The sequence below is a fragment of the Pseudonocardia endophytica genome (assembly GCF_004339565.1).
GTDB classification, from domain to species: Bacteria; Actinomycetota; Actinomycetes; order Mycobacteriales; family Pseudonocardiaceae; genus Pseudonocardia; species Pseudonocardia endophytica.
The window spans coordinates 1,407,556-1,430,898 of record NZ_SMFZ01000001.1; the positions used below are offsets into that span (position 1 = coordinate 1,407,556).

20 protein-coding genes are annotated in these 23,343 nt (G+C 73.9%); 2 read left to right on the forward strand and 18 right to left on the reverse strand.

Features of this window, described 5'->3' with window-relative positions; genetic code table 11:
• Positions 1-32: 32 nt before the first annotated feature.
• On the forward strand, positions 33-797 hold the full coding sequence (locus EV378_RS06290; RefSeq protein ID WP_132421760.1) for an MgtC/SapB family protein: 765 nt from the start codon (positions 33-35) through the stop codon (positions 795-797).
• Here EV378_RS06290 and EV378_RS06295 read toward each other — a convergent pair whose 3' ends face one another.
• The 17 genes from EV378_RS06295 to EV378_RS06380 form a co-directional block, all read right to left on the reverse strand.
• Positions 798-1,343, reverse strand: a complete 546-nt coding sequence (locus EV378_RS06295) for a Clp protease N-terminal domain-containing protein (protein WP_132421761.1) — start codon at positions 1,341-1,343, stop codon at positions 798-800.
• Positions 1,344-1,355: 12 nt separating this feature from the next.
• The gene (locus tag EV378_RS06300; protein ID WP_132421762.1) at positions 1,356-1,571 is read right to left on the reverse strand and encodes an AsnC family protein; all 216 of its coding nucleotides are present in this window, start codon (positions 1,569-1,571) and stop codon (positions 1,356-1,358) included.
• A gap of 159 nt (positions 1,572-1,730) precedes the next feature.
• Positions 1,731-2,279, reverse strand: a complete 549-nt coding sequence (gene rimM, locus EV378_RS06305; RefSeq protein WP_132421763.1) for a ribosome maturation factor RimM — start codon at positions 2,277-2,279, stop codon at positions 1,731-1,733.
• Between the two features lies 1 nt (position 2,280).
• The gene (locus tag EV378_RS06310) at positions 2,281-2,523 is read right to left on the reverse strand and encodes an RNA-binding protein (RefSeq protein WP_132421764.1); all 243 of its coding nucleotides are present in this window, start codon (positions 2,521-2,523) and stop codon (positions 2,281-2,283) included.
• Positions 2,520-3,026 carry a 30S ribosomal protein S16 gene (rpsP, locus tag EV378_RS06315; RefSeq protein ID WP_132421765.1) on the reverse strand — a complete coding sequence of 169 codons (507 nt, stop codon included), beginning with the start codon at positions 3,024-3,026 and terminating at the stop codon, positions 2,520-2,522. Before rpsP ends, EV378_RS06310 begins: the two co-directional genes overlap by 4 nt.
• A 159-nt stretch (positions 3,027-3,185) precedes the next feature.
• Complete coding sequence (locus EV378_RS06320; RefSeq protein WP_207908585.1) at positions 3,186-3,827, reverse strand: CPBP family intramembrane glutamic endopeptidase; 642 nt, start codon at positions 3,825-3,827, stop codon at positions 3,186-3,188.
• A gap of 404 nt (positions 3,828-4,231) precedes the next feature.
• Entirely contained in the window at positions 4,232-5,341 is a 1,110-nt protein-coding gene (locus EV378_RS06325) for an amidohydrolase family protein (RefSeq protein ID WP_132421766.1), read from the reverse strand.
• Positions 5,342-5,414: 73 nt separating this feature from the next.
• Complete coding sequence (gene ffh / locus EV378_RS06330) at positions 5,415-6,992, reverse strand: signal recognition particle protein (protein WP_132421767.1); 1,578 nt, start codon at positions 6,990-6,992, stop codon at positions 5,415-5,417.
• A gap of 10 nt (positions 6,993-7,002) precedes the next feature.
• Positions 7,003-7,560 carry an AAA family ATPase gene (locus EV378_RS06335; RefSeq protein WP_132421768.1) on the reverse strand — a complete coding sequence of 186 codons (558 nt, stop codon included), beginning with the start codon at positions 7,558-7,560 and terminating at the stop codon, positions 7,003-7,005.
• Between the two features lie 127 nt (positions 7,561-7,687).
• Complete coding sequence (locus EV378_RS06340; protein WP_132421769.1) at positions 7,688-8,026, reverse strand: P-II family nitrogen regulator; 339 nt, start codon at positions 8,024-8,026, stop codon at positions 7,688-7,690.
• Positions 8,023-9,363: an ammonium transporter gene (locus tag EV378_RS06345; RefSeq protein ID WP_132421770.1), complete on the reverse strand. Its 1,341-nt coding sequence runs from the start codon at positions 9,361-9,363 to the stop codon at positions 8,023-8,025. The genes EV378_RS06340 and EV378_RS06345 overlap by 4 nt, the downstream gene beginning before the upstream one ends.
• 357 nt (positions 9,364-9,720) lie before the next feature.
• A complete protein-coding gene (locus EV378_RS06355) occupies positions 9,721-12,090 on the reverse strand; it encodes a [protein-PII] uridylyltransferase (protein WP_132421771.1) in 2,370 nt (789 codons plus the stop codon).
• Positions 12,091-12,170: 80 nt separating this feature from the next.
• Positions 12,171-12,509, reverse strand: coding sequence for a P-II family nitrogen regulator (locus EV378_RS06360; RefSeq protein ID WP_132421772.1), 339 nt, complete (start codon positions 12,507-12,509; stop codon positions 12,171-12,173).
• Positions 12,510-12,513: 4 nt separating this feature from the next.
• The gene (locus EV378_RS06365) at positions 12,514-13,872 is read right to left on the reverse strand and encodes an ammonium transporter (protein WP_132427499.1); all 1,359 of its coding nucleotides are present in this window, start codon (positions 13,870-13,872) and stop codon (positions 12,514-12,516) included.
• 231 nt (positions 13,873-14,103) lie between these two features.
• Positions 14,104-16,224: a signal recognition particle-docking protein FtsY gene (gene ftsY / locus EV378_RS37190; protein WP_481404372.1), complete on the reverse strand. Its 2,121-nt coding sequence runs from the start codon at positions 16,222-16,224 to the stop codon at positions 14,104-14,106.
• Positions 16,225-17,272: 1,048 nt separating this feature from the next.
• The gene (locus EV378_RS06375) at positions 17,273-20,941 is read right to left on the reverse strand and encodes an AAA family ATPase (RefSeq protein ID WP_132421773.1); all 3,669 of its coding nucleotides are present in this window, start codon (positions 20,939-20,941) and stop codon (positions 17,273-17,275) included.
• 91 nt (positions 20,942-21,032) lie between these two features.
• On the reverse strand, positions 21,033-21,323 hold the full coding sequence (locus tag EV378_RS06380) for an acylphosphatase (RefSeq protein ID WP_279389595.1): 291 nt from the start codon (positions 21,321-21,323) through the stop codon (positions 21,033-21,035).
• A gap of 85 nt (positions 21,324-21,408) precedes the next feature.
• Between EV378_RS06380 and EV378_RS06385 the strand changes: the two genes are divergently transcribed.
• On the forward strand, positions 21,409-22,014 hold the full coding sequence (locus tag EV378_RS06385) for a CAP domain-containing protein (RefSeq protein WP_165922162.1): 606 nt from the start codon (positions 21,409-21,411) through the stop codon (positions 22,012-22,014).
• Between the two features lie 431 nt (positions 22,015-22,445).
• Here the strand turns inward: EV378_RS06385 and EV378_RS06390 are convergent, their stop codons facing one another.
• Positions 22,446-23,312, reverse strand: a complete 867-nt coding sequence (locus EV378_RS06390; RefSeq protein ID WP_132421775.1) for an endonuclease domain-containing protein — start codon at positions 23,310-23,312, stop codon at positions 22,446-22,448.
• Positions 23,313-23,343: the final 31 nt, after the last annotated feature.

Below are 23,343 nucleotides of genomic sequence, written 5' to 3' on the forward strand. Positions count from 1 at the left end.
GGCCGGATCGTCGCAGAGGAGGACGGACGAACATGCCGCCGGAGTGGTTCTCGGCATTCTGGTCGAGCGAACGGCAGTGGGAGCTGCTGCTGCCGGTCGTCGTCGCGCTGATCCTGACCACGCTGATCGGGCTGGAGCGCGAGGCCGGGGCGAAGAGCGCCGGCCTGCGCACGCACGTGCTCGTCGGCGTCGGCTCGGCCGTGTTCATGGTGGTCTCGAAGTACGGGTTCGCCGACCTGCTCGCCCAGGAGCACATCGCGCTCGACCCGTCCCGTGTCGCGGCGCAGATCGTGTCCGGCATCGGCTTCATCGGTGCCGGCCTGATCTTCGTGCGCCAGGACGCCGTCCGGGGACTGACGACCGCCGCGACGATCTGGCTTGCCGCCGCCGTCGGCTCGGCCGCGGGCGCGGGACTGCCTGCGCTCGCGGTGGCCGCCACCGCGGCCCACTTCCTCGTGACCCGCGGCCTGCAGCCGCTCGCACGGGCCACGCGCCGCCGTCGTCGTGATCCCCCGACGTTGCGCCTGCGCTACACCGACGGCCAGGGCGTGTTGCGCGGCGTCCTCGAACGCTGCACGGCCTCGGGCTACGCCGTGGCGCGGGTGGCCGTGCACCGCGAGACGGTCACCGACGACGGCGTCCGGCTCGCCGCCGTCACGCTCCGGCTGGAGGGTCGCGGCGACCTCGCCGGCCTGGCCACACAGCTCGCCGAGCTCGAGGGCGTCCGGTCGGCCGAGACCGGCGCACCCCACCCCGTCGACGCCGACGACGAGGAGGAGTACGAGGACGCGCGCTGATCACCCGCTCGCGCGGCCCCGGCCCTGCTCGGCGACCGCCGCCCGCATCCCCTCCAGCGTGACCCCGCGCGCGGCCAGGATCGTGTGCGCCGTCGAACCCGGCCAGAGCAGGCCGAGCAGCAGGTGTTCGGTGCCGATGTGCCGGTCACCGAGGCGGATCGCCTCCCGCAGCCCGAGCTCGAGCGCCTTCTTCGCCTCCCTCTCGAACGGGATGTGCCCGCCGCGCCACTGCCCCCGCGCCGCCCGGGTGCGGTCGAGCGCGCCCGGACCGAACGTCTCCTCGGCCTGGCGGCGCACCTCGTCGAGGTCGATCCCGAGCGTGGCCAGCGCCTCGGCGTGGTCCGGCCCGGCCCCGGCGAGCCCGTCCTCCACGACCTGCCGGTCCACGCCCGCCTCCGCCAGCAGGTCCGCGCCCGGTGTCCCCGGCGTGCACACGATCCCGACCAGCAGGTTTCCCGCCCGGATCCGGTCCTGCCTGCGCTCCCGCGCGTCCTCCTGGGCCAGCACGACGACCCGGCGGGCCGGGTCGGTGAACCTCTCGAACATCGCGCTCCCTCCCTAGAACCCGAAACGGCGGTACTTCTTGTGCACCGCCTGCCGGCTGACGTGCAGGGCCTCGGCGATCTGCTGCCACGACCATCCCTGGTCGCGCGCGTTGCCGACCTGCAGCTCCTCCAGCGACTCGAGCACCGTCCGCAACGACGCCACGGCCGCCAGTCCGACGCCCGGGTCCTTGCTGGAGGCCGCCGCGGCCACCGCTGTCGCATCACTCATGGATGTCAACTTACGTTGACACCAGGGCCGCTGTCAACGCAAGTTGACATACGGAACCGAACGAACGGCACCTTCGCGCAATGCCATTGCTCGACGGTGCCGTTCGTTCGGAGAGAGAGGGGAGGCGGGAGGTGGGAGGTGGGGCGGGACCGCGACGGGTCAGTCGACCGGGTCGAGGAGGCCTTCCGGCGGGTCGATGACGATCCGGCCGGTGTCCAGGTCGACGGTCGGGACGATCGCGCTCACGAACGGGACCAGGGCGTCGTCGGCGCCGGAGCGGCGCAGGACCAGGAGCTCACCGCCCGGACCGTGGACGACCTCGCGCACGGTGCCGACCGGTGAGCCGTCGGCGAGCTCGACGGGCAGTCCCTCGAGCTGGTGGACGTGGAACTCGTCCGGGTCGTCGGCCGGGGGCAGCTCGCTGGTGGCCAGGAGCAGGCGCAGGCCGCGCAGGGCCTCGGCCGCGTCGCGGTCGTCGACGCCGGCGAACGTCACGAGCAGTCGGCCGGAGTGCGGGCGCGAGGCGCGGACCTCGATCGACCCACGGGACTCGCCGCGCGTCGTGCGCGCGTCGAACACCGCGCCCGCGGCGAAGCGCTCCGACGGGGAGTCGGTGTGCGGCTCGACCACGACCTCACCGCGCAGGCCGTGCACACGCACGACGACGCCGACCAGGACCTGGTCCCGGCCGGCGTCGGCTGCGCTCATATCAGCGGTCGGTGTCGACGACGTCGACCCGCACCCCGCGCCCGCCCACGCCGCTGACGACGTTGCGCAGCGCGGTCGCGGTCCGTCCGCCGCGTCCGATCACCTTGCCGAGGTCGTCGGGATGCACCCGGACCTCGAGGATCCGGCCCCGGCGCCCGGTGACCATGTCGACGCGAACCTCTTCGGGATGGTCGACGATCCCGCGCACCAGGTGCTCCAGTGCGTCGGCGAGCAGGGTCGTCACGACTCGGCGGCAGGCGCGTCGGCATCCTTCGTGGCGTCGACGACCTCGTCGTCCTTCGTGGCTGCCTCGGCGGGCGCCGCGTCAGCGGTCGCACCGACGCGGTCGTTGCCGCCGCCGCTGCGCTTGGCGCGCGGCGTGGTCGCCTCGGTGGTCGGCTCCTGGTTCGCCTCGGCCAGCGCCTGCTGGAAGCGCTCCAGCTTGCTCTGCTTCGCCGGCTGCGTCTTCAACGTGCCCTCGGCTCCGGGCTCGCCGTGGAACTTCTGCCAGTCCCCGGTGACCTTGAGCAGCGACTCGACCGGCTCGGTCGGCAGCGCGCCGACGCCCAGCCAGTACTGCGCACGCTCCGAGTCGATCTCGATCAGGCTCGGCTCGCCCTTCGGGTGGTACTTGCCGATGGTCTCGATCGCGCGTCCGTTGCGACGCGTCCGGGAGTCGGCGACGACGACGCGGTAGTAGGGCTGACGGATCTTGCCCAGACGCATCAGCTTGATCTTGACGGCCACAGCTGTGGGTGCTCCTCGCGACTACGTGTGTTCGGCTGCGATGAGTCAGCTCGGCTCGCGTGGGGGTACAAGCGCGCTCACTCTTCAGTCCTGGCTGCGGTTGGTAGAGGGCCGACCGCAGGCCCGACGGTCTATTGTGCCAGACCCCCGCGGACGTCCCTACCCCGGTACGACGCCGGTCAGCATCAGTGCCAGCGCGACGCCCGGCAGGAAGTTGTTGATCTGGTGCGCGATGATGCTCGCGGTCAGCCGCCCGGTGAGCAGCCGGGCCAGCCCGAGCGGCAGCGCGACGACGAACAGCAGCGGCGTCCGGGTCAGCTCGAAGTGCGCGAACGCGAACAGCACGGTCGTGAGCAGGTACACGACCCACTGGTTGCTCACGTGCTTGGACACGGCGCGCCACAGCAGCCCGCGGTAGAGGATCTCCTCGCAGACCGGCGCGACGAGCACGACCACGGCCGTCACCAGCAGCGCGACCGGCCACGACGTCCGGAGCCCGCCGAACACGTCGCCGACGGCCGTGCTCATCCCCTCCGGCCCGACCACCCACGCGTAGACCAGCGCCGCGGGCACCGTGAGCAGCAGGCCGGCCAGCCCGGTGATCAGGCCGACGGCGACGTCGTCCCAGCTCCACCGCAGGCCGAGGTCGACCTTCGGTCCGTTGCCGAGCCACTGCGTCGACAACACGGCGACCACGGCGGCCGCGATCGTCGGGACGGCGATCGCCGTGACGATCCCGCCGACGCCGGCGGTGTCGATCCCGATCAGCCAACCGAGCAGCGCGGAGACGCCGAGGAACACCGCCTCGGCGATGACGAACAGGCGGATCGCCCAGCCCGTGCGGGGTGCGGGTGGGGACGGGCGCAGGCCGAACCACCCGCGGGGCGGCTCGGCCGGACCGGCCGGGCCGGTCGGCGGGGAGCCCGGCCACCCCGGCGGCGGTGGTCCCGCGTAGGGCGGCGCCCCGGGATCGGGCGGCCCGGGATACGGCGGCGCCCCGGGATACGGCGACGGCCCCGGGTGAGGCGACGCCCCCGGGTGAGGCGACGAGCCGGGCTGAGGCGACGCCCCCGCGTGAGGCGACGGGCCGGGGTACGACGCGTCGGGAGGGCGGGCGGGATCCGGCCGCGTGGGGTCGGGCCGTGCGGGATCGGACGGCGCGGGGCGCGCGGGATCCGGATGGGGCGGGCCGGGTGGTCCGGAGCTCACGCCGCACCCGCGCGCCGCGCGACCCGCCTGCCGCGCACGAGCACGGCGGAGGGGCGGCGCAGCGACGCCGGGTCGGAGCGCGGGTCGGCCCCGTAGACGACGAGGCTGGCCGGTGCCCCCGGCGTGAGCAGCGGCCGTCCGAGCCAGCGACGGGCCGCCCAGCTCGCCGCACCCAGCGCGTCCGGCACGCCGGCGTCGGCCAGTGCGGCGATCTCGTCGACGATCCGACCGTGCGCGATGCCGCCGCCCGCGTCGGTCCCGGCGTAGACGGCGACGCCGGCCTCGGCGGCCCGGCCGACGACGTCACGGGCCGACGCGTGCAGTGCGCGCATGTGCGCGGCGTACGTCGGGAACTTCTCGGCCGCGCCGTCGGCGATCCCCGGGAACGTCTCGACGTTGATCAGCGTCGGGACCAGGGCGGTGCCGCGACGGGCCATCTCGGCGATCAGCTCGTCGGTCAGCCCTGTGCCGTGCTCGATGCAGTCGATGCCCGCCCCGATCAGGCCGTGCAGCGCGTCCGTCCCGAACACGTGCGCGGTCACCCGGGCGCCCTCGTCGTGCGCGGCGGCGATCGCCTCGGCCAGCACGTCGTCCGGCCAGAGCGGGGCGAGGTCACCGGCGTCGCGGTCGATCCAGTCTCCGACCAGCTTCACCCAACCGTCGCCCGCGCGCGCCTGCGTGCGGATCTCGTCGACGAGCAGCCGCGGGTCGTCGAGCTCGACGGCGATCCCGCGGATGTAGCGCTTCGGGCGGGCCAGGTGCCGCGCGGCGCGGACGAGCTCGGGCAGGTCGTCGCGGGTCTGCAACGGCGTGGTGTCGATCGGCGAGCCGCAGTCGCGGATCAGGAGCGTCCCGGCGTCCCGGTCGGTGCGGGCCTGGTCCTCTGCCTCGTCGAGCGAGACGGGGCCCTCCGGCCCGAGGCCGACGTGGCAGTGCGCGTCGACCAGGCCGGGCACGATCCAACCGCCGTCGACGAGCGTCTCGGAACCGGTCAGCGGCTCGTCGGAGACCCGCCCGGAGCCGTCCACGTACAGGTCGGTGGGATCTCCCCCGTCGGGCAGGACGACGCCGCGCAGGTGCCACCCCGCGGCGGGCAGATCGCTCACGGGCCCACCTCGCCGGCGCTCGTCGGCCGCGTTCGCGACGCTGCTGTGCCTGACGGTGAGCTCGCAGGCTCGCTCACGTCTTCTTCTTGTTGTTGCCGAAGTTCAGCTTCGACGGGTCGAACCCGGACGGCAGCTGGTCCAGCCCGGCCAGGCCGGGCGGCAGCTCCTGCAGGCCCTTCGGCATGTTCGACAGGTCCGGCATCCCGCCACCGGCGCGCGAGGGCGTCGGCCCGCCGCGGCGGCCCTTCTTCGCCTGCTTGGCCTTGCGCGCGTTCTTCGGCTGCTTCTTCGTGGCCGACCGGCCACCGCCGCCGAAGCCGAACTGGCCGGCCATCTGCTTCATCGTCTTGCGGGCCTCGAAGAACCGGTTGACCAGGTCGTTCACGTCGGAGACGGTCACGCCGGACCCGTTCGCGATGCGCAGCCGCCGGGACGCGTTGATGATCTTCGGGTCTTCCCGCTCGCCCGGGGTCATGCCCCGGATGATCGCCTGCAGCTTGTCGATCTGCTTGTCGTCGACCTGCGCCAGCGCGTCCTTCATCTGGCCCTGGTTGGCGCCGGGCAGCATGCCGAGGATGTTGCCGATCGGCCCCATCTTGCGGATCGCCAGCATCTGCTGGAGGAAGTCCTCCAGCGTCAGCTCGCCGGACCCGAGCTTCTCGGCCGTCCGGCGGGACTCCTCCTCGTCGAAGACGTGCTCCGCCTGCTCGATCAGCGTGAGCAGGTCACCCATGCCCAGGATGCGCGAGGACATCCGGTCCGGGTGGAAGACGTCGAAGTCCTCGAGCTTCTCGCCGTTCGAGGCGAACAGGATCGGCTCGCCGGTCACCTCGCGCACGGACAGCGCGGCGCCACCGCGGGCGTCGCCGTCGAGCTTCGTGAGCACGACGCCGGTGAAGCCGACACCGTCCCGGAACGCCTCGGCCGTCACGACCGCGTCCTGACCGATCATCGCGTCGACGACGAACAGGACCTCGTCCGGCGAGACCGCGTCCCGGATGTCGGAGGCCTGCTGCATCAGTTCCTGGTCCACACCGAGGCGACCCGCGGTGTCCACGACGACCACGTCGTACTGCTTGGAGCGGGCGAACGCGATGCCGTCGCGCGCCACGCCCACCGGGTCGCCGGGGCCCTCGGGGAGCTCACCGGCACCCGTCGCACCCGGGTGCGGCGCGAACGTCGGCACGCCGGCACGCTCACCGACGATCTGGAGCTGGTTCACCGCATTCGGCCGCTGCAGGTCACAGGCCACGAGCAGCGGCGTGTGCCCCTGCCCGGCGAGCCAGCGGCCCAGCTTGCCCGCCAGCGTCGTCTTGCCGGAGCCCTGCAGGCCGGCCAGCAGGATGACGGTCGGCGGCTCCTTGGCCATGTGCAGCCGCCGGGTCTCGCCGCCGAGGATCGCGACGAGCTCCTCGTTCACGATCTTGACGACCTGCTGAGCCGGGTTCAGCGCCTGCGAGACCTCGGCACCCTTGGCGCGTTCCTTGATCTTCGCGATGAACCCGCGCACGACCGGGAGGGCGACGTCCGCCTCCAGGAGCGCGATCCGGATCTCACGCGCGGTGGCGTCGATGTCGGCGTCGGAGAGCCGGCCCTTGCCACGGAGGTCGCGCAGCGAGTTGCCGAGGCGCTCGGAGAGGGAGTCGAACACGACGACCAGCCTACTTGTCGAGTGCCAGTCCCCGGCGGGCGCAGGCACGATCGACGACGCGGGCCGACACCCAGCCCGGCGGTGGACCGGTCCGCAACGCGTCGACCACGAGCCCCGCCTTCGCTGCGTGGCCCGAGAACGCCGCGTCGCGCACCACCCGTCCGCGCACGTGCTGCCCGTCCAGTGCCTCCGACGGCTCCGCGTGCACCCACAGCAGGTGTGCTTCCCGACCGGAGAGCCGGGCCAGCGCGAGCACCCCGGAACGGATCCGGTGACCGGTGGCCGGTAGGTGCACGACGACGGTGTCCGGGCCGGTCAGCGCCACGCGGACGGCGTCGCAACGGTGCAGCAGGTGGACCAACCACCGGTAGAGGCCGTACGGCGTCCGCTCCGGGAGCCGGGCCGAGAGACGACCCCGAGCCGCGTCCGAGTCGAGCACCACGACCGTCGGGTCCGGCGCCAGCGTCCCGAGCAGCGTGGACTTCCCCGCACCGGGCAGGCCGGCCACCAGGACCAGCGATCGGGCGGGGACGTGGAGCCGCACCGGAGCCGTGTCGGCGAGGGTCATGTGGTCCCCAACGGCCGGTGCGCCCGGATCGTTCCGATCATGCCGCTCTGGCCGGATCAGGCGTCGGCATGAACGTCAGCGCTGATCCCGGCGGCGTTGCCGACTCCGACGTTCACGTCGACGGGGCTCAGAGCGCGTCCGTCCCCCGCTCCCCCGTGCGCACGCGCACGACGTTGTCGACCGGTACGACCCAGACCTTCCCGTCGCCGATCTTGCCGGTGTGCGCGGCGTCCACCACCGCCTGCACGACGCGCTCGGCCACCTCGTCGTCGACGACGACCTCGACCCGCACCTTCGGTACGAAGTCCACCGAGTACTCGGCGCCGCGGTAGACCTCGGTGTGCCCCTTCTGCCTGCCGTAGCCCTGCACCTCGGACACGGTCAGGCCGAGGACGCCGAGCGTCTCCAGCGCGTCCTTCACGTCGCCCAGCACGAACGGCTTGACGATGGCGGTGACCAGCTTCATCGGACCTCCTCGGTGTCGGCGGGGTCGGCGCGGTACTCCGGCGGCCGGGTCGCACCGAGCAGGCCGCCGCCGCTCGCCCGCCCCGCTGCCCGGACGGCGGTACTGAACTCATAGGCGGACTCGGAGTGTTCCGCCTCGTCGATGCCCTCGAACTCGACCTCGGCGCTCGCGCGGAACCCGACCGTCCGCTTCACGATCCACGCCAGCAGCGCGGACAGCACGAACGCCCAGGCCAGCGACACGACGACGGCCAGCGCCTGCTTGCCGAGCTGGCCGAGGCCGCCGCCGTAGAGCAGGCCGTCGGCGCCCGCGTCGTTCACCGAGGCGGTCGCGACGAAGCCCAGCATCAGCGTGCCGACGAGCCCGCCGACGCCGTGGATGGCGACGACGTCGAGCGAGTCGTCGTAGCCGAGGCGGTACTTCAGACGGATCGCGAGCTGGCAGATCACCCCGGCCAGCACGCCGATCGCCAGCGCGCCCCAGGTGTCGACGTAGCCGCAGGCCGGCGTGATGCCGACCAGGCCCGCGATCGCGGCGGACGCGCCGCCGAGGCTGGTCGGGCGCCCGTCGAGGCGGTGCTCGAGCGCCAGCCAGGCCATCACGCTCGCCGCGGCGGCCGTCATCGTCGTGACGAACGCGTTGGCGGCGGTGGCGCCCGCGGCGAGCGCCGACCCGGCGTTGAACCCGAACCAGCCGAACCACAGCAGCCCGGCGCCGAGCAGCACGGCGGGCAGGTTGTGCGGGCGCATCGGCTCGCGCGGCCATCCGCGACGCCGCCCGAGCACGAGGGCCAGCGCCAGCGCCGACGCGCCGGAGTTGATCTCGACGGCGGTGCCGCCCGCGAAGTCCAGCGTGCCCAGCGTGTTCGCGAGCCATCCGCCCTTCTCGGACACCGCCCCGTCGAACGCGAAGATCCAGTGCGCCAGCGGCACGTAGACGACGACCGTCCACAGCGCGACGAACAGCGTCCACGGCCAGAACCGCGCCCGGTCGGCGATCGCGCCGGACAGCAGCGCGCCGGTGATCACCGCGAACATCAGCTGGAACATGGCGAACGCCTGCACCGGGATGTCGCCGGCGACGGCCTGGGTCTGGGTCAGCCCGGTGAACTCGAACCCGCCGATCAGACCCGCGTGCGAGTTCCCGAACGCCAGCGAGAAGCCGAACGTCACCCAGACCAGCCCGATCACGCCGAGGCTGACCAGGCTCATCATCATCATGTTGAGCACGCTCTTCGCGCGGACCATGCCGCCGTAGAAGAACGCGAGACCCGGCGTCATCAGCATGACGAGCGCGGCGCATCCCAGCACGTACGCGGTGTTCCCGGCGTCGACCATCCGACCTCCCGACCTGTTCCGGCCGGTGCATGATCGTCTCGGGTTGTTACGGCAGTGCTACGTGATGTTTCCGATACGTGAACGGGCGCGCGAGCTCGTGCACGATCCGGACGGCCCGTGATCGAGGACCCGGGCCGGCGGCTCAGCCACGTCGTCGTCCACGTCGGGTCCATGGACGCCTGCCTGGCCGGCCGCCGGCGGCGTCGACGCCGGGGCGCCGACGTCACCCGACGGCTCGCCGGACTTCCGGACGACGTGGATCACCGGCCCGGACGGCAAACCGGATCGAGCTCGTCCGGTGGCCTGCGGGCCACGCCGACGGCATGACCGCCGACGCTCTGGCGGGATGGGTCCGCGTCAGGCGGGCGGCGCGGCGTCCCGACCACGCCCGGCCGCGACGGCCAGCAGCTCGCGCTCGACCCGGCGCCGGGTGTCGGTGTCCGGCGAGCCGGCCACCCCGAACGCGTCCACGACCGACGACCCCAGCGTCTCCACCCGCGCCCAGCGCAGGTCCACGTCGGAGCGCTCCAGCGCCGACGTCACGTGGTGCAGCAGCCCGATCCGGTCGGTGGCCCGCAGCTCCAGCACGACGGCGCCGGTCGCCTCGTCGTCGAACCACAGCACGCGCGGCGGCGCCGTCCGCTCCACCTCCGGCGTGCTGGGTGCGTAGTCGCGTTCCTTGCGCGCCAACGCGTCGGCCAGCTGCATGCCCCCGGACAGGACCTTGATCAGGTCGGCGCGGACCAGCGCCGGGTCCGGCAGCCTGCCGAACCGCGGGGTGACCGCGAACTCCTGCACGACGGCGTCGTGCAGCACCGCGCTCTCCGCCGTGTGCACCTGCAGCGAGTGCAGCGCCAGTACCCCGGCCGTGGCGGACAGCGCGGCCCGCGTGTCCGGCAGCGCGAGCGTGACGGACGCGACGTCGCCGTCGGAGGCGAAGCGGACCTGCGGCGAGCCGTCCGCCTCCAGCGCGGCCACCATCTCGGCGGCGGACTCCTCCGGCGGCCCCGGTTCGACGAAGGGGGCGCCGGTCAGTGCGGAACGGCACCGCGCGGACAGCTCCTGGATCAGGGTGCGCCGCCACGGGCTCCACACCCCGGGGCCGGTGCCCAGCGAGTCCGCCTCGGCGAGCGCGTCGAGCAGCTCGACCAGCAGCTCGGAGTGCCCGAGCGTCTCCAGCACGCGCGTGACGGTGGCCGGGTCGTCCAGGTCGCGACGGGTCGCGGTGTGCGGGAGCAGCAGATGGTGGCGGACCACGGCGCCGAGCAGGACCACGTCGGCCTCCCGCAGGCCGAGGCGCTCACCGACCTGGCGGGCCAGCGACTCCCCGACCTCGGAGTGGTCGCCGCCGCGGCCCTTGCCGATGTCGTGCAGCAGGGCGCCGAGCAGCAGCAGGTCCGGGCGCTTGACGCGGGTGGTCAGCCGCGCGGCCTGCGCGCAGACCTCGACGAGGTGCCGGTCGACCGTCCACACGTGACTGCGGTCGCGCGGCGGGAGGTCCCGCACCGCACCCCACTCCGGGAACAGCCGCCCCCACAGGCCGGTGCGGTCCAGCGACTCGATCACCTCGACCATGCCCTGCCCGGTACCGAGCAGGCTCAGCAGCTCGCCGAGCGCCGCGCGCGGCCACGGCGTGCGCAGCTCGGGCGCGGTGTCGGCGAGCCGGTGCAGCGTGCCCGCCGAGATCGGCATGCCGGTGCGGGCCGCGGTCGCCGCGACCCGCAGCACGAGCGCCGGGTCCTTCGACGCGGACGCGTCGCGCGCCAGCGTCACCTCTCCCCCGTGCTCGACGACGCCCGAGTCCAGCGGCCGTCGCACCGGCGCCCGCCGGAGTGCCGCGAGCCCGCGGCGTGGCAGCGCGTTGCGGGCCTGGCGCAGCCCGACCTCGGCCGAGAACGCCACCGCGCGGGCTGCGCCGGACAGGGCCCTGGCCAGGTCGAACCGGTCGCCGACGTCCATCGTGGACGCGATCTCGTCGGCGTCCTGGGCACGGAGCACGTCCCGGGCCCTTCCGGAGAGCCGGTGCAGCTCGGTGCGCACGTCGAGCAGCAGCGTGCGCCCGGACGAGACCTCCGCCGACGGGCGGTCGACGAGCTGGGCCGCGGCCAGCGCGTCGACCAGCTGGACGTCGCGCAGCCCGCCGTGGCCGTTCTTCAGATCCGGCTCGATCCGGTGCGCGACGTCCCCGTTGCGCCGCCAGCGCTCCGCGGTGGTGTCCGCGATCTCGTCGAACCGGCTGCGGATGCCGGCCCGCCACGCCTGACGGACGGCGGCGCGCACCTTGTCCGTCAGCTCGGCGTCGCCTGCGATGTGCCGCAGCTCGAGCAGCCCGAACGCGGCCTTGAGGTCGGTCGTCGCGATCTGCACGGCCTGACCGGGTGTGCGGACCGAGTGGTCGAGGCCGATGCCGGCGTCCCACATCGGGTACCAGAGCTGCTCGGCGACCGTGTCGATCTCCTTGTGCCCGTCGTGCAGCAGAACGAGGTCCAGATCGGACCAGGGACACAGCTCGCGGCGCCCGAGCGCGCCCACCGCCACGAGCGAGACGCCGCTGTCGGCGCTGATGCCGAGCGAGGCGCACCGGGACGAGAGCCAGAAGTCGTGCAGGTCCACGAGCGCCGCGCGCAGCGCCTCCGGCCCGTGCTGGAACCGGCTCCCGTTCGACTCCAGCAACACCGACTTGGCCTTGACGAGATCCGCCGCCTCGCCGGAGCCCAGCACCGTCATGCCCCACCCTTCGCGCGTCCCGACCGCACCCACCCGACCGGGCCCGTCGCGGATGCGACGGGCCCGGCCGGTACCGCTGCCTAGATGGCGTCCGTGCCGCGCTCTCCCGTGCGGACCCGGACGACGGTCTCGACCGGCACCACCCAGACCTTGCCGTCACCGATCTTGCCGGTGCGGGATGCCTCGACGATGGCGTCGACGACCTTGTCCAGCAGCGCGTCGTCCACGACGACCTCGACCCGGACCTTCGGGACGAAGTCGACCGAGTACTCGGCACCGCGGTAGACCTCGGTGTGGCCCTTCTGCCTGCCGTAGCCCTGGACCTCGGAGATCGTCAGGCCGAGCACGCCGATCTGCTCCAGCGCCCCCTTGACGTCCTCCAGGACGAACGGCTTGACGATGGCCGTGACGAGCTTCATCGGGTCAGCCCTCCTTCGTGGTGGTGGCGGTGACCTGCGGCTCGCGGTCCGTGGACCCGGTGACGATCGGGCGCTGTGTGCCCAGCCCGCCGCCGACCCGCAGGGTGGAGAAGTCGTACGCGGTCTCCGCGTGCTCCGACTCGTCGAGGCCCGCGACCTCGTTCTCCTCGGTCGAGCGGAGGCCGAAGATCGCCTTGACGATGAACGCGATGATCAGGCTGAGCACGAAGCTGTAGATCATCACCGCGAACGCGCCGACGGCCTGGCGCCACAGCTGGTCGAACCCTCCGCCGTAGAACAGGCCCGCGACGCCGGCCGGAGCGGCCTCGGTGGCGAAGAAGCCGACCAGCAGCGTGCCGATCAGACCACCGACGAGGTGGACGCCGACGACGTCGAGCGAGTCGTCGAACCCGAGGCGGAACTTCAGGCCGACCGCCAGCGCACACAGGATGCCGGCGATGGCGCCGACCGCGATCGCGCCGATCGGCGAGACCGAGGAACAGGACGGCGTGATCGCGACCAGACCGGCCACGACACCGGACGCGGCGCCCAGCGACGTCGGCTTGCCGTCACGGATCCGCTCGGTGAGCAGCCAGCCCAACATGCCGGCGCTGGTGGCGACGAGCGTGTTGACGAACGTGAGGCCCGCGACGCCGTCCGAGGCGACGGCCGAACCGGCGTTGAAACCGAACCAGCCGAACCACAGCAGACCCGAGCCGAGCATGACCAGTGTCAGGTTGTGCGGGCGCATGGGCTCACGCGGCCACCCGCGCCGCTTGCCGAGCACGAGACAGAGCGCCAGCGCCGCGGCACCGGAGTTGATGTGCACGGCGGTACCACCCGCGAAGTCGACCGCGGCCAGCTGGTTGGCGATCCAGCCGCCGGTCTCGGCGGTGACGCCGTCGAACGAGAAGACCCAGTGCGCGACCGGGAAGTACACGATGGTCGCCCAGAGGCCGGCGAACACCAGCCACGGTCCGAAGCGCAGGCGGTCGGCGGCCGCGCCGGAGATCAGGGCGACGGTGATGATCGCGAACATCGCCTGGAACGCGGCGAACACCGTGGCCGGGATCGTGTTCACGAGCGGGATGCTCACGGCCTCGCCGGCGTCGCCCTCGAGGTACTGGCCACCGAACAGGCCGCTCAGGCCGAGGTGCTCGAACGGGTTGCCGAGCAGGCCGAGCCCGACGTCGTTGCCGAACGCCATCGAGTAGCCGTACAGCACCCAGAGCACGCCGATCAGCCCGAGTGCCGACATGCTCATCATCATCATGTTCAGGACGCTCTTGCTGCGCGTCATGCCGCCGTAGAAGAACGCCAGACCTGGCGTCATCAACAGCACCAGCGCGGCGCTGGTGAGCATCCAGGCGGTATCGCCGGTGTTCGCCGCTCCCACTCTCGTTTCCCTTCCATGGGCGGTCCGCGCTCGTCGCGGTCGGATCGGAGGGAATCCTGAGAGTGGCGTATTTCGGACACGGTGCCCGTGCGTTGCACGAATGTGAACGCGCGGTCCAGGTCGGTTACTTCCGTGTTTCCCGACCCGACATATGCGCCGCGTTACGGCGCGACCACGCCCCGTCCATGACGTGCGTCACTAGTTGAGCAGCGCGTCCACGAACGCCGACGGCTCGAACGGAGCCAGGTCGTCGGCACCCTCACCGAGCCCGACGAGCTTCACCGGGACGCCGAGCTCGCGCTGCACACGGAACACGATGCCGCCCTTGGCCGTGCCGTCGAGCTTCGTCAGCGCGATGCCGGTGACGTCGACGACCTCACCGAACACGCGAGCCTGGGTCAGCCCGTTCTGCCCGGTCGTCGCATCCAGCACGAGCAGCACCTCGTCCACGCGGGCCTGCTTCTCCACGACGCGCTTGACCTTGCCCAGCTCGTCCATCAGTCCGGTCTTCGTGTGCAGACGGCCCGCGGTGTCCAGCAGCACCGCGTCGACGCCGTCCTCGGTTCCTCGCTTGACCGCGTCGAACGCGACCGACGCCGGGTCGGAGCCCTCCGGGCCGCGCACGACGCCCGCCCCGGACCGCTCGCCCCACGTGACCAGCTGTTCGGCCGCGGCCGCGCGGAACGTGTCGGCCGCACCGAGCGTCACCGTGTGACCGCCCGCGACGAGCACCCGGGCCAGCTTGCCGGTGGTGGTCGTCTTGCCGGTCCCGTTCACGCCGACGACGAGCAGGACGGCAGGCCTTCCGTCGTGCGGGAGCGCCCGCACCGACCGGTCCTGACGGGTGTCCAGCGCCTCGGTGAGCACGTCGTGCAGGACGGCGCGGGCCTGCTCGGCGGTGCGGACGGCACGGGCGGCCAGCTGCTCGCGCAGCCTGGTGGTGATCTCCTCGGTCATCTCGGGGCCGAGGTCGGCCTGCAGCAACGTCGCCTCGACGTCCTCCCAGGACTCCTCGTCCATCTGCCCGGCACCGAGCAGGCCGAGCAGGCTCTGCCCGAGCCCGGAACGGGAGCGGGACAGGCGTCCGCGCAACTTGCCGAGACGCCCCTCGGCGGGCTCGATCTCCTCCGTCGGACTCCCGGGTGCGACGGGCGCGGTGACGGTGTCCGTCGCCGTCTCCGGAGAGCCCGGGGTCGCGGTCGGGGTGGTCGGCGCTTCCGGCGCCGCCGCCGCTCCGCCCACGGCGGGCGTCGGGGTGGTCGGGGCGCCCGGCGATGCCGTGGTGGTGGCGCCGTCGGGTCGAGCAGTCGGGGTGGTCGGGGCCTCGGGCGCGGCCGTGGACGCCGTCGGCGCATCCGGCCGGGCCGTCGGAGCGGTCGGTGCCTCGGGCGTCCGCGTCGTGGGGGCTTCGGGTGCCGCCGTGGACGCCGTCGGCGCATCGGTCGGGGCCACGGTCGTCGGTGTCGCGACGGTCGGCGGGTCGGTCGCCGTCGTGCCGAGCGCGCGGGTGTCCAGGCGAGCGGTCGACGGGTCCTTGCTCGCCTCCGCCGTGTCGATCACCCGGGACTGGCCGGGCCCTGCGACGGGCGTTCCGCGCGGCGGCGTCGGGGCGTCGATGACGTGGATGCCGCCCGGCGGTGTGCGGGCCTCGGTCGCGCCGCCGGCGATGGGCGTTCCGCCGGGAGGGGTGCGCACGTCGTAGGCGGTCTCGGAGTCGTCGACGGCCGCACCGGACCCGGCGCCGCCGTCGGTCGCCGTTCCCGGAGAGCCGGGGCCTGCACCCGTCGCCGCCGGGCCCGTACCGGTCGCGGTGCCGCTCGGACTCTCGGTCGCCGTGCCGGCGTCGTCCGTGGCGGCGTGCCTGCCGGCGTCCGTGGTGGCGGGCCCGCCGGCGTCCTCGGTAGCGGCCCCGCCGGCGTCCGTGCTGGCGCCCCCGCCGGCGTCCGTCGTGGCGGGCCCGCCGGCGTCCTTGGTGGCGGCCCCGCCGGCGAGCGCCGCACCCGCGGCGGCCGCTCCCGCCGCACCGGCGACCGCTGCGCCGCCGGCACCGGTCCTCCGCTCGTCGGTCGCCGTGTCGGAGGCCCCGGTCCCACCGTCCCGCGGGCGCTCCGGGGCGGTGGCGGTGCCCGAGGAGAAGTTGAAGCCACCGCCGGCCTTGTAGGAACCGCCCTTCGGCGGCTCCTTCTCGGTGGTCTCCAGCTCCTCGTCCTCGCGGAGGCTGATCCGGCGCTTCCGGGCCACGACCAGGCCCACCACGACAGCGATCAGCAGCACCGCCACGACGACCGCGACGACGATCCACAGGGTCTCCGTGCTCACCCGACCACCCTGCCACGCCCCGGCCCACCCACTCCCCCGCCACCCCGCCCCGGCGTCACCGATCGGCTCCCGCGCGCCGATCCGGGCCCCGCGCGCACCAGGACACGCGCGGCAAGTCGGTCCGGCGCGCGGGAAGGGCTCGGGAAGCCCCCTCGCCGATGGCGGGCGCCCGTCCGGCGCGCGGGAAGCATGCGGCGGGGTGCCGCGGCCCCGGTGTCGCACCCTTCCCCGGCGTGCCGCACCCCGTGCGGGCGGTGCGCCACGCCGAGAAGGGGTGCGTGCGCCGAGCGCATCGCCCGGCAACTCATCGCCGGCAGAAAGGCGGAACGTGTGCCCGGCCGACGGTCCTCGCATGCCGGCACCGGACCTCGCAACGCCTGCACGGCCTACGAGGTCACCCGGAGGCCTGCGAGGTCACCCCGAGGCCTGCGAAGTCACCCCGAGGCCTGCGAAGTCACGGGGAGGCCTGCGAAGTCACCCCGAGGCCTGCGAGGTCACGGGGAGGCCTGCGAGGTCGCCGATCCGGCGGCCACGTCGTAGCGCCATAGCACCGGCAGACGCCGCGGACCCGGCGCCCCCACCGCTCCCGGCGCGCCACGCCGCGTCGCGACACGCCGTGCAGCCGGCGCCGCGAACGGTGCCCGCGCGCCACGCCGACGACACGCGGCGCTCTGTCGACCGCGTGCCGGTGCAGCGGGCAGCGCGCCACACGGCAGGCGCCGCGAACGCCACGCCGGCGTCGCGGGGCGCGACCACGGCGGAGCATCGGCGGCGCACTCCGGGAACGGCTCGCCGGGTGAGGCGATCCCGGCAGATGCCTCACCGGACGAGGCGTTCTCGACGGCGCTCGCCGGTCCCGGGCCCGGTCAACCGACGGTCGGCCACTCCCGGCGCGCAGGCGACCGGACCGCTCGTGCCGCCAGCCCCGCTCGACGCCCACCGGTCCCGTCTCCTGCACCGTGCGGCACCACCCCCGCCCGCTCGCCCCGAGCGGCAGCGGACGAGCACCCGTCGACCGGCGAACGTCACGCCGCGAGAAGGGGAAGGGTCAGGACGCCGGGCGCAGGCGTTGCGAGATGACCGTCGTGATCCCGTCGCCGCGCATGGAGACGCCGTACAGCGCGTCGGCGACCTCCATCGTCGGCTTCTGGTGCGTGATGACGATGAGCTGGCTGGTCGTACGCAGCTCCTCCATCAGCGCGATCAGGCGGCGGAGGTTCGCGTCGTCGAGGGCGGCCTCGATCTCGTCGAGCACGTAGAACGGTGACGGCCGCGCACGGAAGATCGCCACCAGCAGCGCCATCGCCGTCAACGACCGCTCCCCGCCGGACAGCAGCGACAGCCGCTTCACCTTCTTGCCCGGCGGGCGCGCCTCGACCTCGATGCCGGTGGTGAGCATGTCGTCCGGATCGGTGAGCACCAGCCGCCCGTCGCCGCCCGGGAACAGCGTGGAGAACACGGTCTCGAACTCGCGCGCCACGTCGTGGTACGCCGTCGTGAACACCTCGAGGATCTTGTCGTCCACCTCCTTGACGACGGTCAGCAGGTCACGGCGGGTGTTCTTCAGATCCTCCAGCTGCGTGGACAGGAACGTGTACCGCTCCTCCAGCGCCGCGAACTCCTCCAGCGCGAGCGGGTTCACCTTGCCCAGCTGAGCGAGGTCCTTCTCGGCGCGGCGCACCCGTCGTTCCTGGGTGCCGCGGTCGTACGGGACCGGCGGCGGCGCGCTGACCTGCTCGCCCCGCTCCTTCGCGGCCTCGTACTCGCCCGTCTCCACGTCCGACGGCGGCACCGGGACCTCCGGGCCGTACTCGGCCACCAGGTCCTCGACGCCGATGCCGTGGTCGGACAGGACCTTCTCGGACAGCTGCTCGAGCCGCATCCGGGACTCGGCGCGGGCGACCTCGTCGCGGTACACGGAGTCGGTCAGCTTCTCCAGCAGCGCCGTCAGCCGGTTCGCCGTGTCCCGGGCCTCGACGTGCGCGGCCTCCCGACCGGCACGCGCGGCCTGGACCTCGTCGCGCTCGGCGGCGGCGCGCTCCAGCGACGTCTCGAGGTGCGACGCGGCCGCGTGCCCTGCCTCGACGACGAGCCGCGCGATCCCGGCTCCCCGCTCGCGCTCGGCGGCCGCCGCGGCGGCGCGGGCCCTGGCCTGGCGCTCCGACGCGGCCTGCCTGCGCAGCGTGTCCGCCCGCCCGGCGATCGCCCGCGCGCGCTCCTCGGCCGTGCGCAGCGCGAGCCGCTGGTCGACCTCCTCGGACCGGACCCGGTCGACGTGCTCGGCCGCGGCGTCGCGCAACTCGGTGTCGGGCTCGTCGTCGACGGGCTCGTCCTCGGCCACGGACAGCTGCCGCTCGGCCGCCTCCAGGGCCAGCAACGACTCCGACCGGCGGGCCTCGACGGCATCACGCCGGTCCTGCAGCCGCTGCGCCTCGGCCCGCGCCGACGTCACGACCTGCTCCAGCCGCCCGATCTGCGCCCCGGCCGCGGCCCGGCGCCGGTCGGCCTCGGTGACGGCGTTCCGTGCCTGTTCGACGTCTGCGGCGCGCGCCTGCTCCTCGGCCCGGGCGCCCTCCAGCGCCGGGCCGAGATCGGCCAGTTCGGCATCGACGGCGTCCCGCGCAGCCAGCGCGTCGTCGACGGCGGCCTGGAGCTCCAGCGCGCCCTGCCCCTCACCGGACCCGCCGTGTGCACGGTGCGCGGCGAGCACGTCGCCCCCGGCGGTCACCGCGGTGAGCTCGGGCCGCGCCTCCAGCACGCGCAGGGCGGAGTCCAGGTCGTCGACGACGACGACGTCGCGCAGCAGCGTGGAGAGCGCATCGGCGAGCGGGGCGGCGGCGGAGACGGCGGCCGTGGCCCAGCGACCCGCCGGGGGCGCCGCCGGCGGGGCGGGAAGCGGCCGATGGTCCGGTGATCGCCCGTCCGGCGTCGATCCGTGCCGCTGGTGGCCCCGGTCCGCGCCGATCTGCCGATCATCGGCGGACGTCGTCGTCCCTCCGCGGCCCGACCCGAGCAGCAGAGCGGCCCGACCCGAGTCCCGCTCGCGGAGCGCCCGCAGCGCATCCGCCGCGCCGTGCACCGATCCGACCGCCACGCCGTCGGCCAGTTCCCCCAGCACGGCCGCGACCGCCGCCCGCGCGTCCGGCTCGACCGTGACCAGCTCGGACACCGCGCCGAGGACGTGGTCCTCCCCCGACTCCAGGAGCGCGCCGGACCCGTCGCGCCGCACGAGCCCGACCTCCAGGGCCTCCACCCGGGCCCGCCAATGGGCACGACGTTGCCCGGCCTCCCGCTCGGCCTCGGCCAGCTCGGTGACCCGCTCGCGCGCACTGCGCAACGCCGCGTCCGCCTGCTCGACCCGGGATGCGAGCGCATCGCGGTCCTCGGACTCCCCGACGCCGGTCTGCTCGCGCCCGGCCTCCAGCTCGGCCTCCGCCTCGCGGGTGCGGTCGGTCGCCTCGGCCAGCGCCTCGGAGAGGCGTTCGATCTCCTCGGCCGTCGCCGCGGCTCCGCTGCGCAGTGCGTCGGCCTTGCCGGCGAGCGTCGCGATCCCGGCCTTGCGGTCGGCGATCGCGCGGACGGCGGCCATGTGCTCGCGCTCGGCGGCGGCGAGCGTCCGTTCCCGCTCGGCCTTCTCGGTGACGATCTCCTCGAGCCGCCGCCGCGCCTCGGCGACGCCCTCGACGAGCTCCTGCTCCTGCTCGGCGACCTCGTCGGCCTCGGCGTCGGTCTCGTCCGGGTCCCGGCCGGGGGTGCGTTCGGACGCGGCCTCGGAGAGATGCCGGACCCGCTCCTCGGCGAGCCGGACGGTCCCACGCAGGCGCTCGGCCAGCGCGGACAGCCGGTACCAGGCGTCCTGCGCGGCGGCCAGGCGTGGCGCGTCGGCGGCCAGCGCCTCCTCCAGCCCGGCCTGCTGCTCCCGGGCGGCGGTGAGCTGGTCCTCCACCTCGCTGCGACGACGGCGGGCCGCCCGGTCGTCGGCCTCCTCCTGCGCGATCGTGTCCCGCAGCGTGACGAGGTCGTCCGCGGCGAGGCGTAGCCGCCCGTCGCGCAGGTCGGCCTGGACGACCTGGGCCCGTCGGGCGATCTCGGCCTGCCGCCCGAGCGGCTTGAGCTGGCGCCGGAGCTCCGCGGTGAGATCGGTGAGGCGGGTCAGGTTCGCCTGCATCGCGTCCAGCTTCCGCAGCGCCTTCTCCTTGCGCTTGCGGTGCTTGAGGACGCCCGCCGCCTCCTCGATGTAGGCGCGGCGGTCCTCCGGCTTGGACTGCAGCACGCCGTCGAGCTGGCCCTGCCCGACGATCACGTGCATCTCCCGGCCGATGCCGGAGTCGGAGAGCAGTTCCTGCACGTCGAGCAGGCGGGCGCGGGACCCGTTGATCTCGTACTCGCCGGCGCCGTCGCGGAACATCCGGCGGGTCACCGAGACCTCGGAGTAGTCGATCGGCAGCGCGCCGTCGGAGTTGTCGATCGTCAGCGTGACCTCGGCCCGGCCGAGCGGCGCGCGCCCGGACGTGCCGGCGAAGATGACGTCCTCCATCTTGCCGCCGCGCAGCGCCTTGGCGCCCTGCTCACCGAGCACCCAGGAGATCGCGTCGACGACGTTCGACTTGCCGGAGCCGTTCGGGCCGACGACGCACGTGATGCCCGGTTCCAGGCGCAACGTCGTCGACGAGGCGAAGGACTTGAAGCCCTTCATCGTCAGGCTCTTGAGGTGCACGGGCGTCGGTCTCCTGAACGGGACGGATGGCTCAGGCTATCGCCGGGCACCGACACTTCCGCCGCCGCCACGCCCGTGCCCGGGACCCGGCTCAGGCTTCGACGAACCCGGAGAACGTTCCGGTCGCGGCCGTCCACTGCTCGCCGATGTCGTCGACGCGTCCAGGTGTGCCACCCCCGCGGAGCAGCCCGAGCAGCTCGGAGCAGGCCGAACGGTCACCCTCCGCGACCACCGCGACTCGCCCGTCCGGGAGGTTCCGTGCCTCGCCCGTGAGACCGAGCTCCAGCGCACGCGATCGCGTCCACCATCGGAACCCGACACCCTGCACCATTCCGGTTACCCAGGCGTTGAGCCGAACGTGTGAATCGGCGTTACTGCTCACTGGTCCTCTACGTTGCGCGAGTGTGGCCGGACGACGTCGAAAACCGCAGCCCCGCGGTCCGCGGATCATCCTCGCATGCGTCGGCGTGGTGGCCGTTCTGGGCGTCACCGCGCTGGTCGGAGGGTTCTTCCGCGGCACCGACGAGATCGGCCCGTCCGGCGTACCCTCCGCCCTGATCGCCGACCAGGACACGGCGCCCGGCCCCCCGCTGGCGGGTCTGGTGGCGGCCCCCGGCTGGCCCGGCGACGTCGTGGGGGGCGCGGTGTCCGCTCTGAAGGACGCCACCCGTCAGGCCGCACCCGCCCGTCCCGCCGCACCCGCCCGGCCGTCCGGACCGCTGGCCGAGGTCGTCGGCCTGATCAACCAGAAGCGCGCGGCCGCCGGGTGCGGCCCGCTGAGCGTCGACCCCCGGATCAGCCGGGCCGCGCAGAAGCACAGCGAGGACATGCGGTCCCGCGGCTACTTCGAGCACGACACCCCGGAGGGCCGGGACTTCGAGAGCCGGCTCAGCGCGGAGGGATACCCCGACCCGGGCGGCGAGAACATCGCCAAGGGCCAGAGCGACGCACCGCAGGTGGTGCGGGAGTGGATGAACTCCCCCAGCCACCGGGACAACATCGAGGACTGCTCGTTCCGGACCACCGGCGTCGGGCTGTCCGGCGGGTACTGGACCCAGGACTTCGGGCGCTGACCCGCTCTCCGTGCCCATGATCGGCGGGAGTGGTCCGATCGCGCCACCGGTGGCGCGCCACCGCCATTTCCGCCGATCACGGGGTCCGGGGGCGGACGGTCGGCTGGTGATCGGCGGGAACGGTCGGTTCGCGCCACCGGTGGCGCGCCACCGCCACTCACGCCGATCATGCCGACGCCGAGCCGCGATGATCGGCGGAACCGGTCGGACCGCGCCACCACTGGCGCGCTGCAGCCAGTTCCACCGATCACGGCCTCGACGGAGGCGGCGCGCCGATCGGTGATCGGCGGAACCGGTCCGATCACGCCACCACTGGCGCGCTGCAGCCAGTTCCACCGATCACGGCCTCGACGGAGGCGGCGCGCCGACCGGTGATCGGCGGAACCGGTCCGATCACGCCACCACTGGCGCGCTGCAGCCACTTGCGCCGATCATGCTGCTCGGGCCAGGGCGGCTCGGATCCGGGCGACCGTGGCGTCCGGGCGTTCGGCGATGTCGTGCCAGGTGAAGCGCAGGAGCGTCCAGCCGGCCGCGACGAGATCGTTGCCCTTGCGCCGGTCGGCCCGGAACCGCTCGGGATCGGTGTGCCAGGCCCAGCTGTCGATCTCGATCGCGATCCGGGCGGCCGGGAACGCGACGTCGATCTGCCCGTTCCCGAACGCCAGGCCGACCACGAAGCCGTCGATCCCGGACCGGCGCAGGTGCCGGAGGAGCGTGCGTTCGATCGCCGAGTCGGCGCGGTCGGCGGCCGCCACGAGGACGCGGCCCGCCCTGGCCATCCCACGGGTCCCGGCCGCGCGGCAGTACGCCTCGTGCAGCTCGCAGAACGTCAGGCTCCGCTGCAGCGCACGGTCCAGGAACTCGGACGCGTTCGGCACCGCCGCGGTCGTGTCCAGCACCGTCAGTCCGAGGGCGGTCACCCCGACACCGCGGATCTCGGTGCGGTCCTCCTCGTCGACCCGCCGTCGTCGAGGTCGGATCCACGCGGGTGGCCGACGACGCCGGCCGACCGGCACCGCCAGATCGACGACGCGACCCGGCGCGTCGATCAGACCGTGCCAGAACGCCGCCCCGGGCCCGGCGACCACGGCCTCAGGGCCGCCCCACAACGCCGCGCCACGGATGCGTGCCTCGCTGCCGAAGCGGTGACCGCCGACGAGGTAGACGCGCGGAGCGACCTCCGTCCAGGCGCCGGTGGCGACCCGCCGCTGCACGGTGCGCAGCGTCATTCCGGCGTCGAGCGCCTGCACGCGGGAGAGCACACCGGCCTGGCGACGCAGGAGATCCTCGATCGGCATCGGCCCAGCGTGCGGCTCCCCGACCCCGTCC

Excerpts from the sequence above, each read along its gene's own strand:
- EV378_RS06290 (WP_132421760.1), top strand. The coding sequence starts at position 33 with ATGCCGCCGGAGTGGTTCTCGGCATTCTGGTCGAGCGAACGGCAGTGG.
- EV378_RS06295 (WP_132421761.1), bottom strand. The coding sequence starts at position 1,343 with ATGTTCGAGAGGTTCACCGACCCGGCCCGCCGGGTCGTCGTGCTGGCC.
- EV378_RS06300 (WP_132421762.1), bottom strand. The coding sequence starts at position 1,571 with ATGAGTGATGCGACAGCGGTGGCCGCGGCGGCCTCCAGCAAGGACCCG.
- rimM (WP_132421763.1), bottom strand. The coding sequence starts at position 2,279 with ATGAGCGCAGCCGACGCCGGCCGGGACCAGGTCCTGGTCGGCGTCGTC.
- EV378_RS06335 (WP_132421768.1), bottom strand. The coding sequence starts at position 7,560 with ATGACCCTCGCCGACACGGCTCCGGTGCGGCTCCACGTCCCCGCCCGA.
- EV378_RS06340 (WP_132421769.1), bottom strand. The coding sequence starts at position 8,026 with ATGAAGCTGGTCACCGCCATCGTCAAGCCGTTCGTGCTGGGCGACGTG.
- EV378_RS06345 (WP_132421770.1), bottom strand. The coding sequence starts at position 9,363 with ATGGTCGACGCCGGGAACACCGCGTACGTGCTGGGATGCGCCGCGCTC.
- EV378_RS06355 (WP_132421771.1), bottom strand. The coding sequence starts at position 12,090 with ATGACGGTGCTGGGCTCCGGCGAGGCGGCGGATCTCGTCAAGGCCAAG.
- EV378_RS06360 (WP_132421772.1), bottom strand. The coding sequence starts at position 12,509 with ATGAAGCTCGTCACGGCCATCGTCAAGCCGTTCGTCCTGGAGGACGTC.
- EV378_RS06365 (WP_132427499.1), bottom strand. The coding sequence starts at position 13,872 with ATGCTCACCAGCGCCGCGCTGGTGCTGTTGATGACGCCAGGTCTGGCG.
- EV378_RS06390 (WP_132421775.1), bottom strand. The coding sequence starts at position 23,312 with ATGCCGATCGAGGATCTCCTGCGTCGCCAGGCCGGTGTGCTCTCCCGC.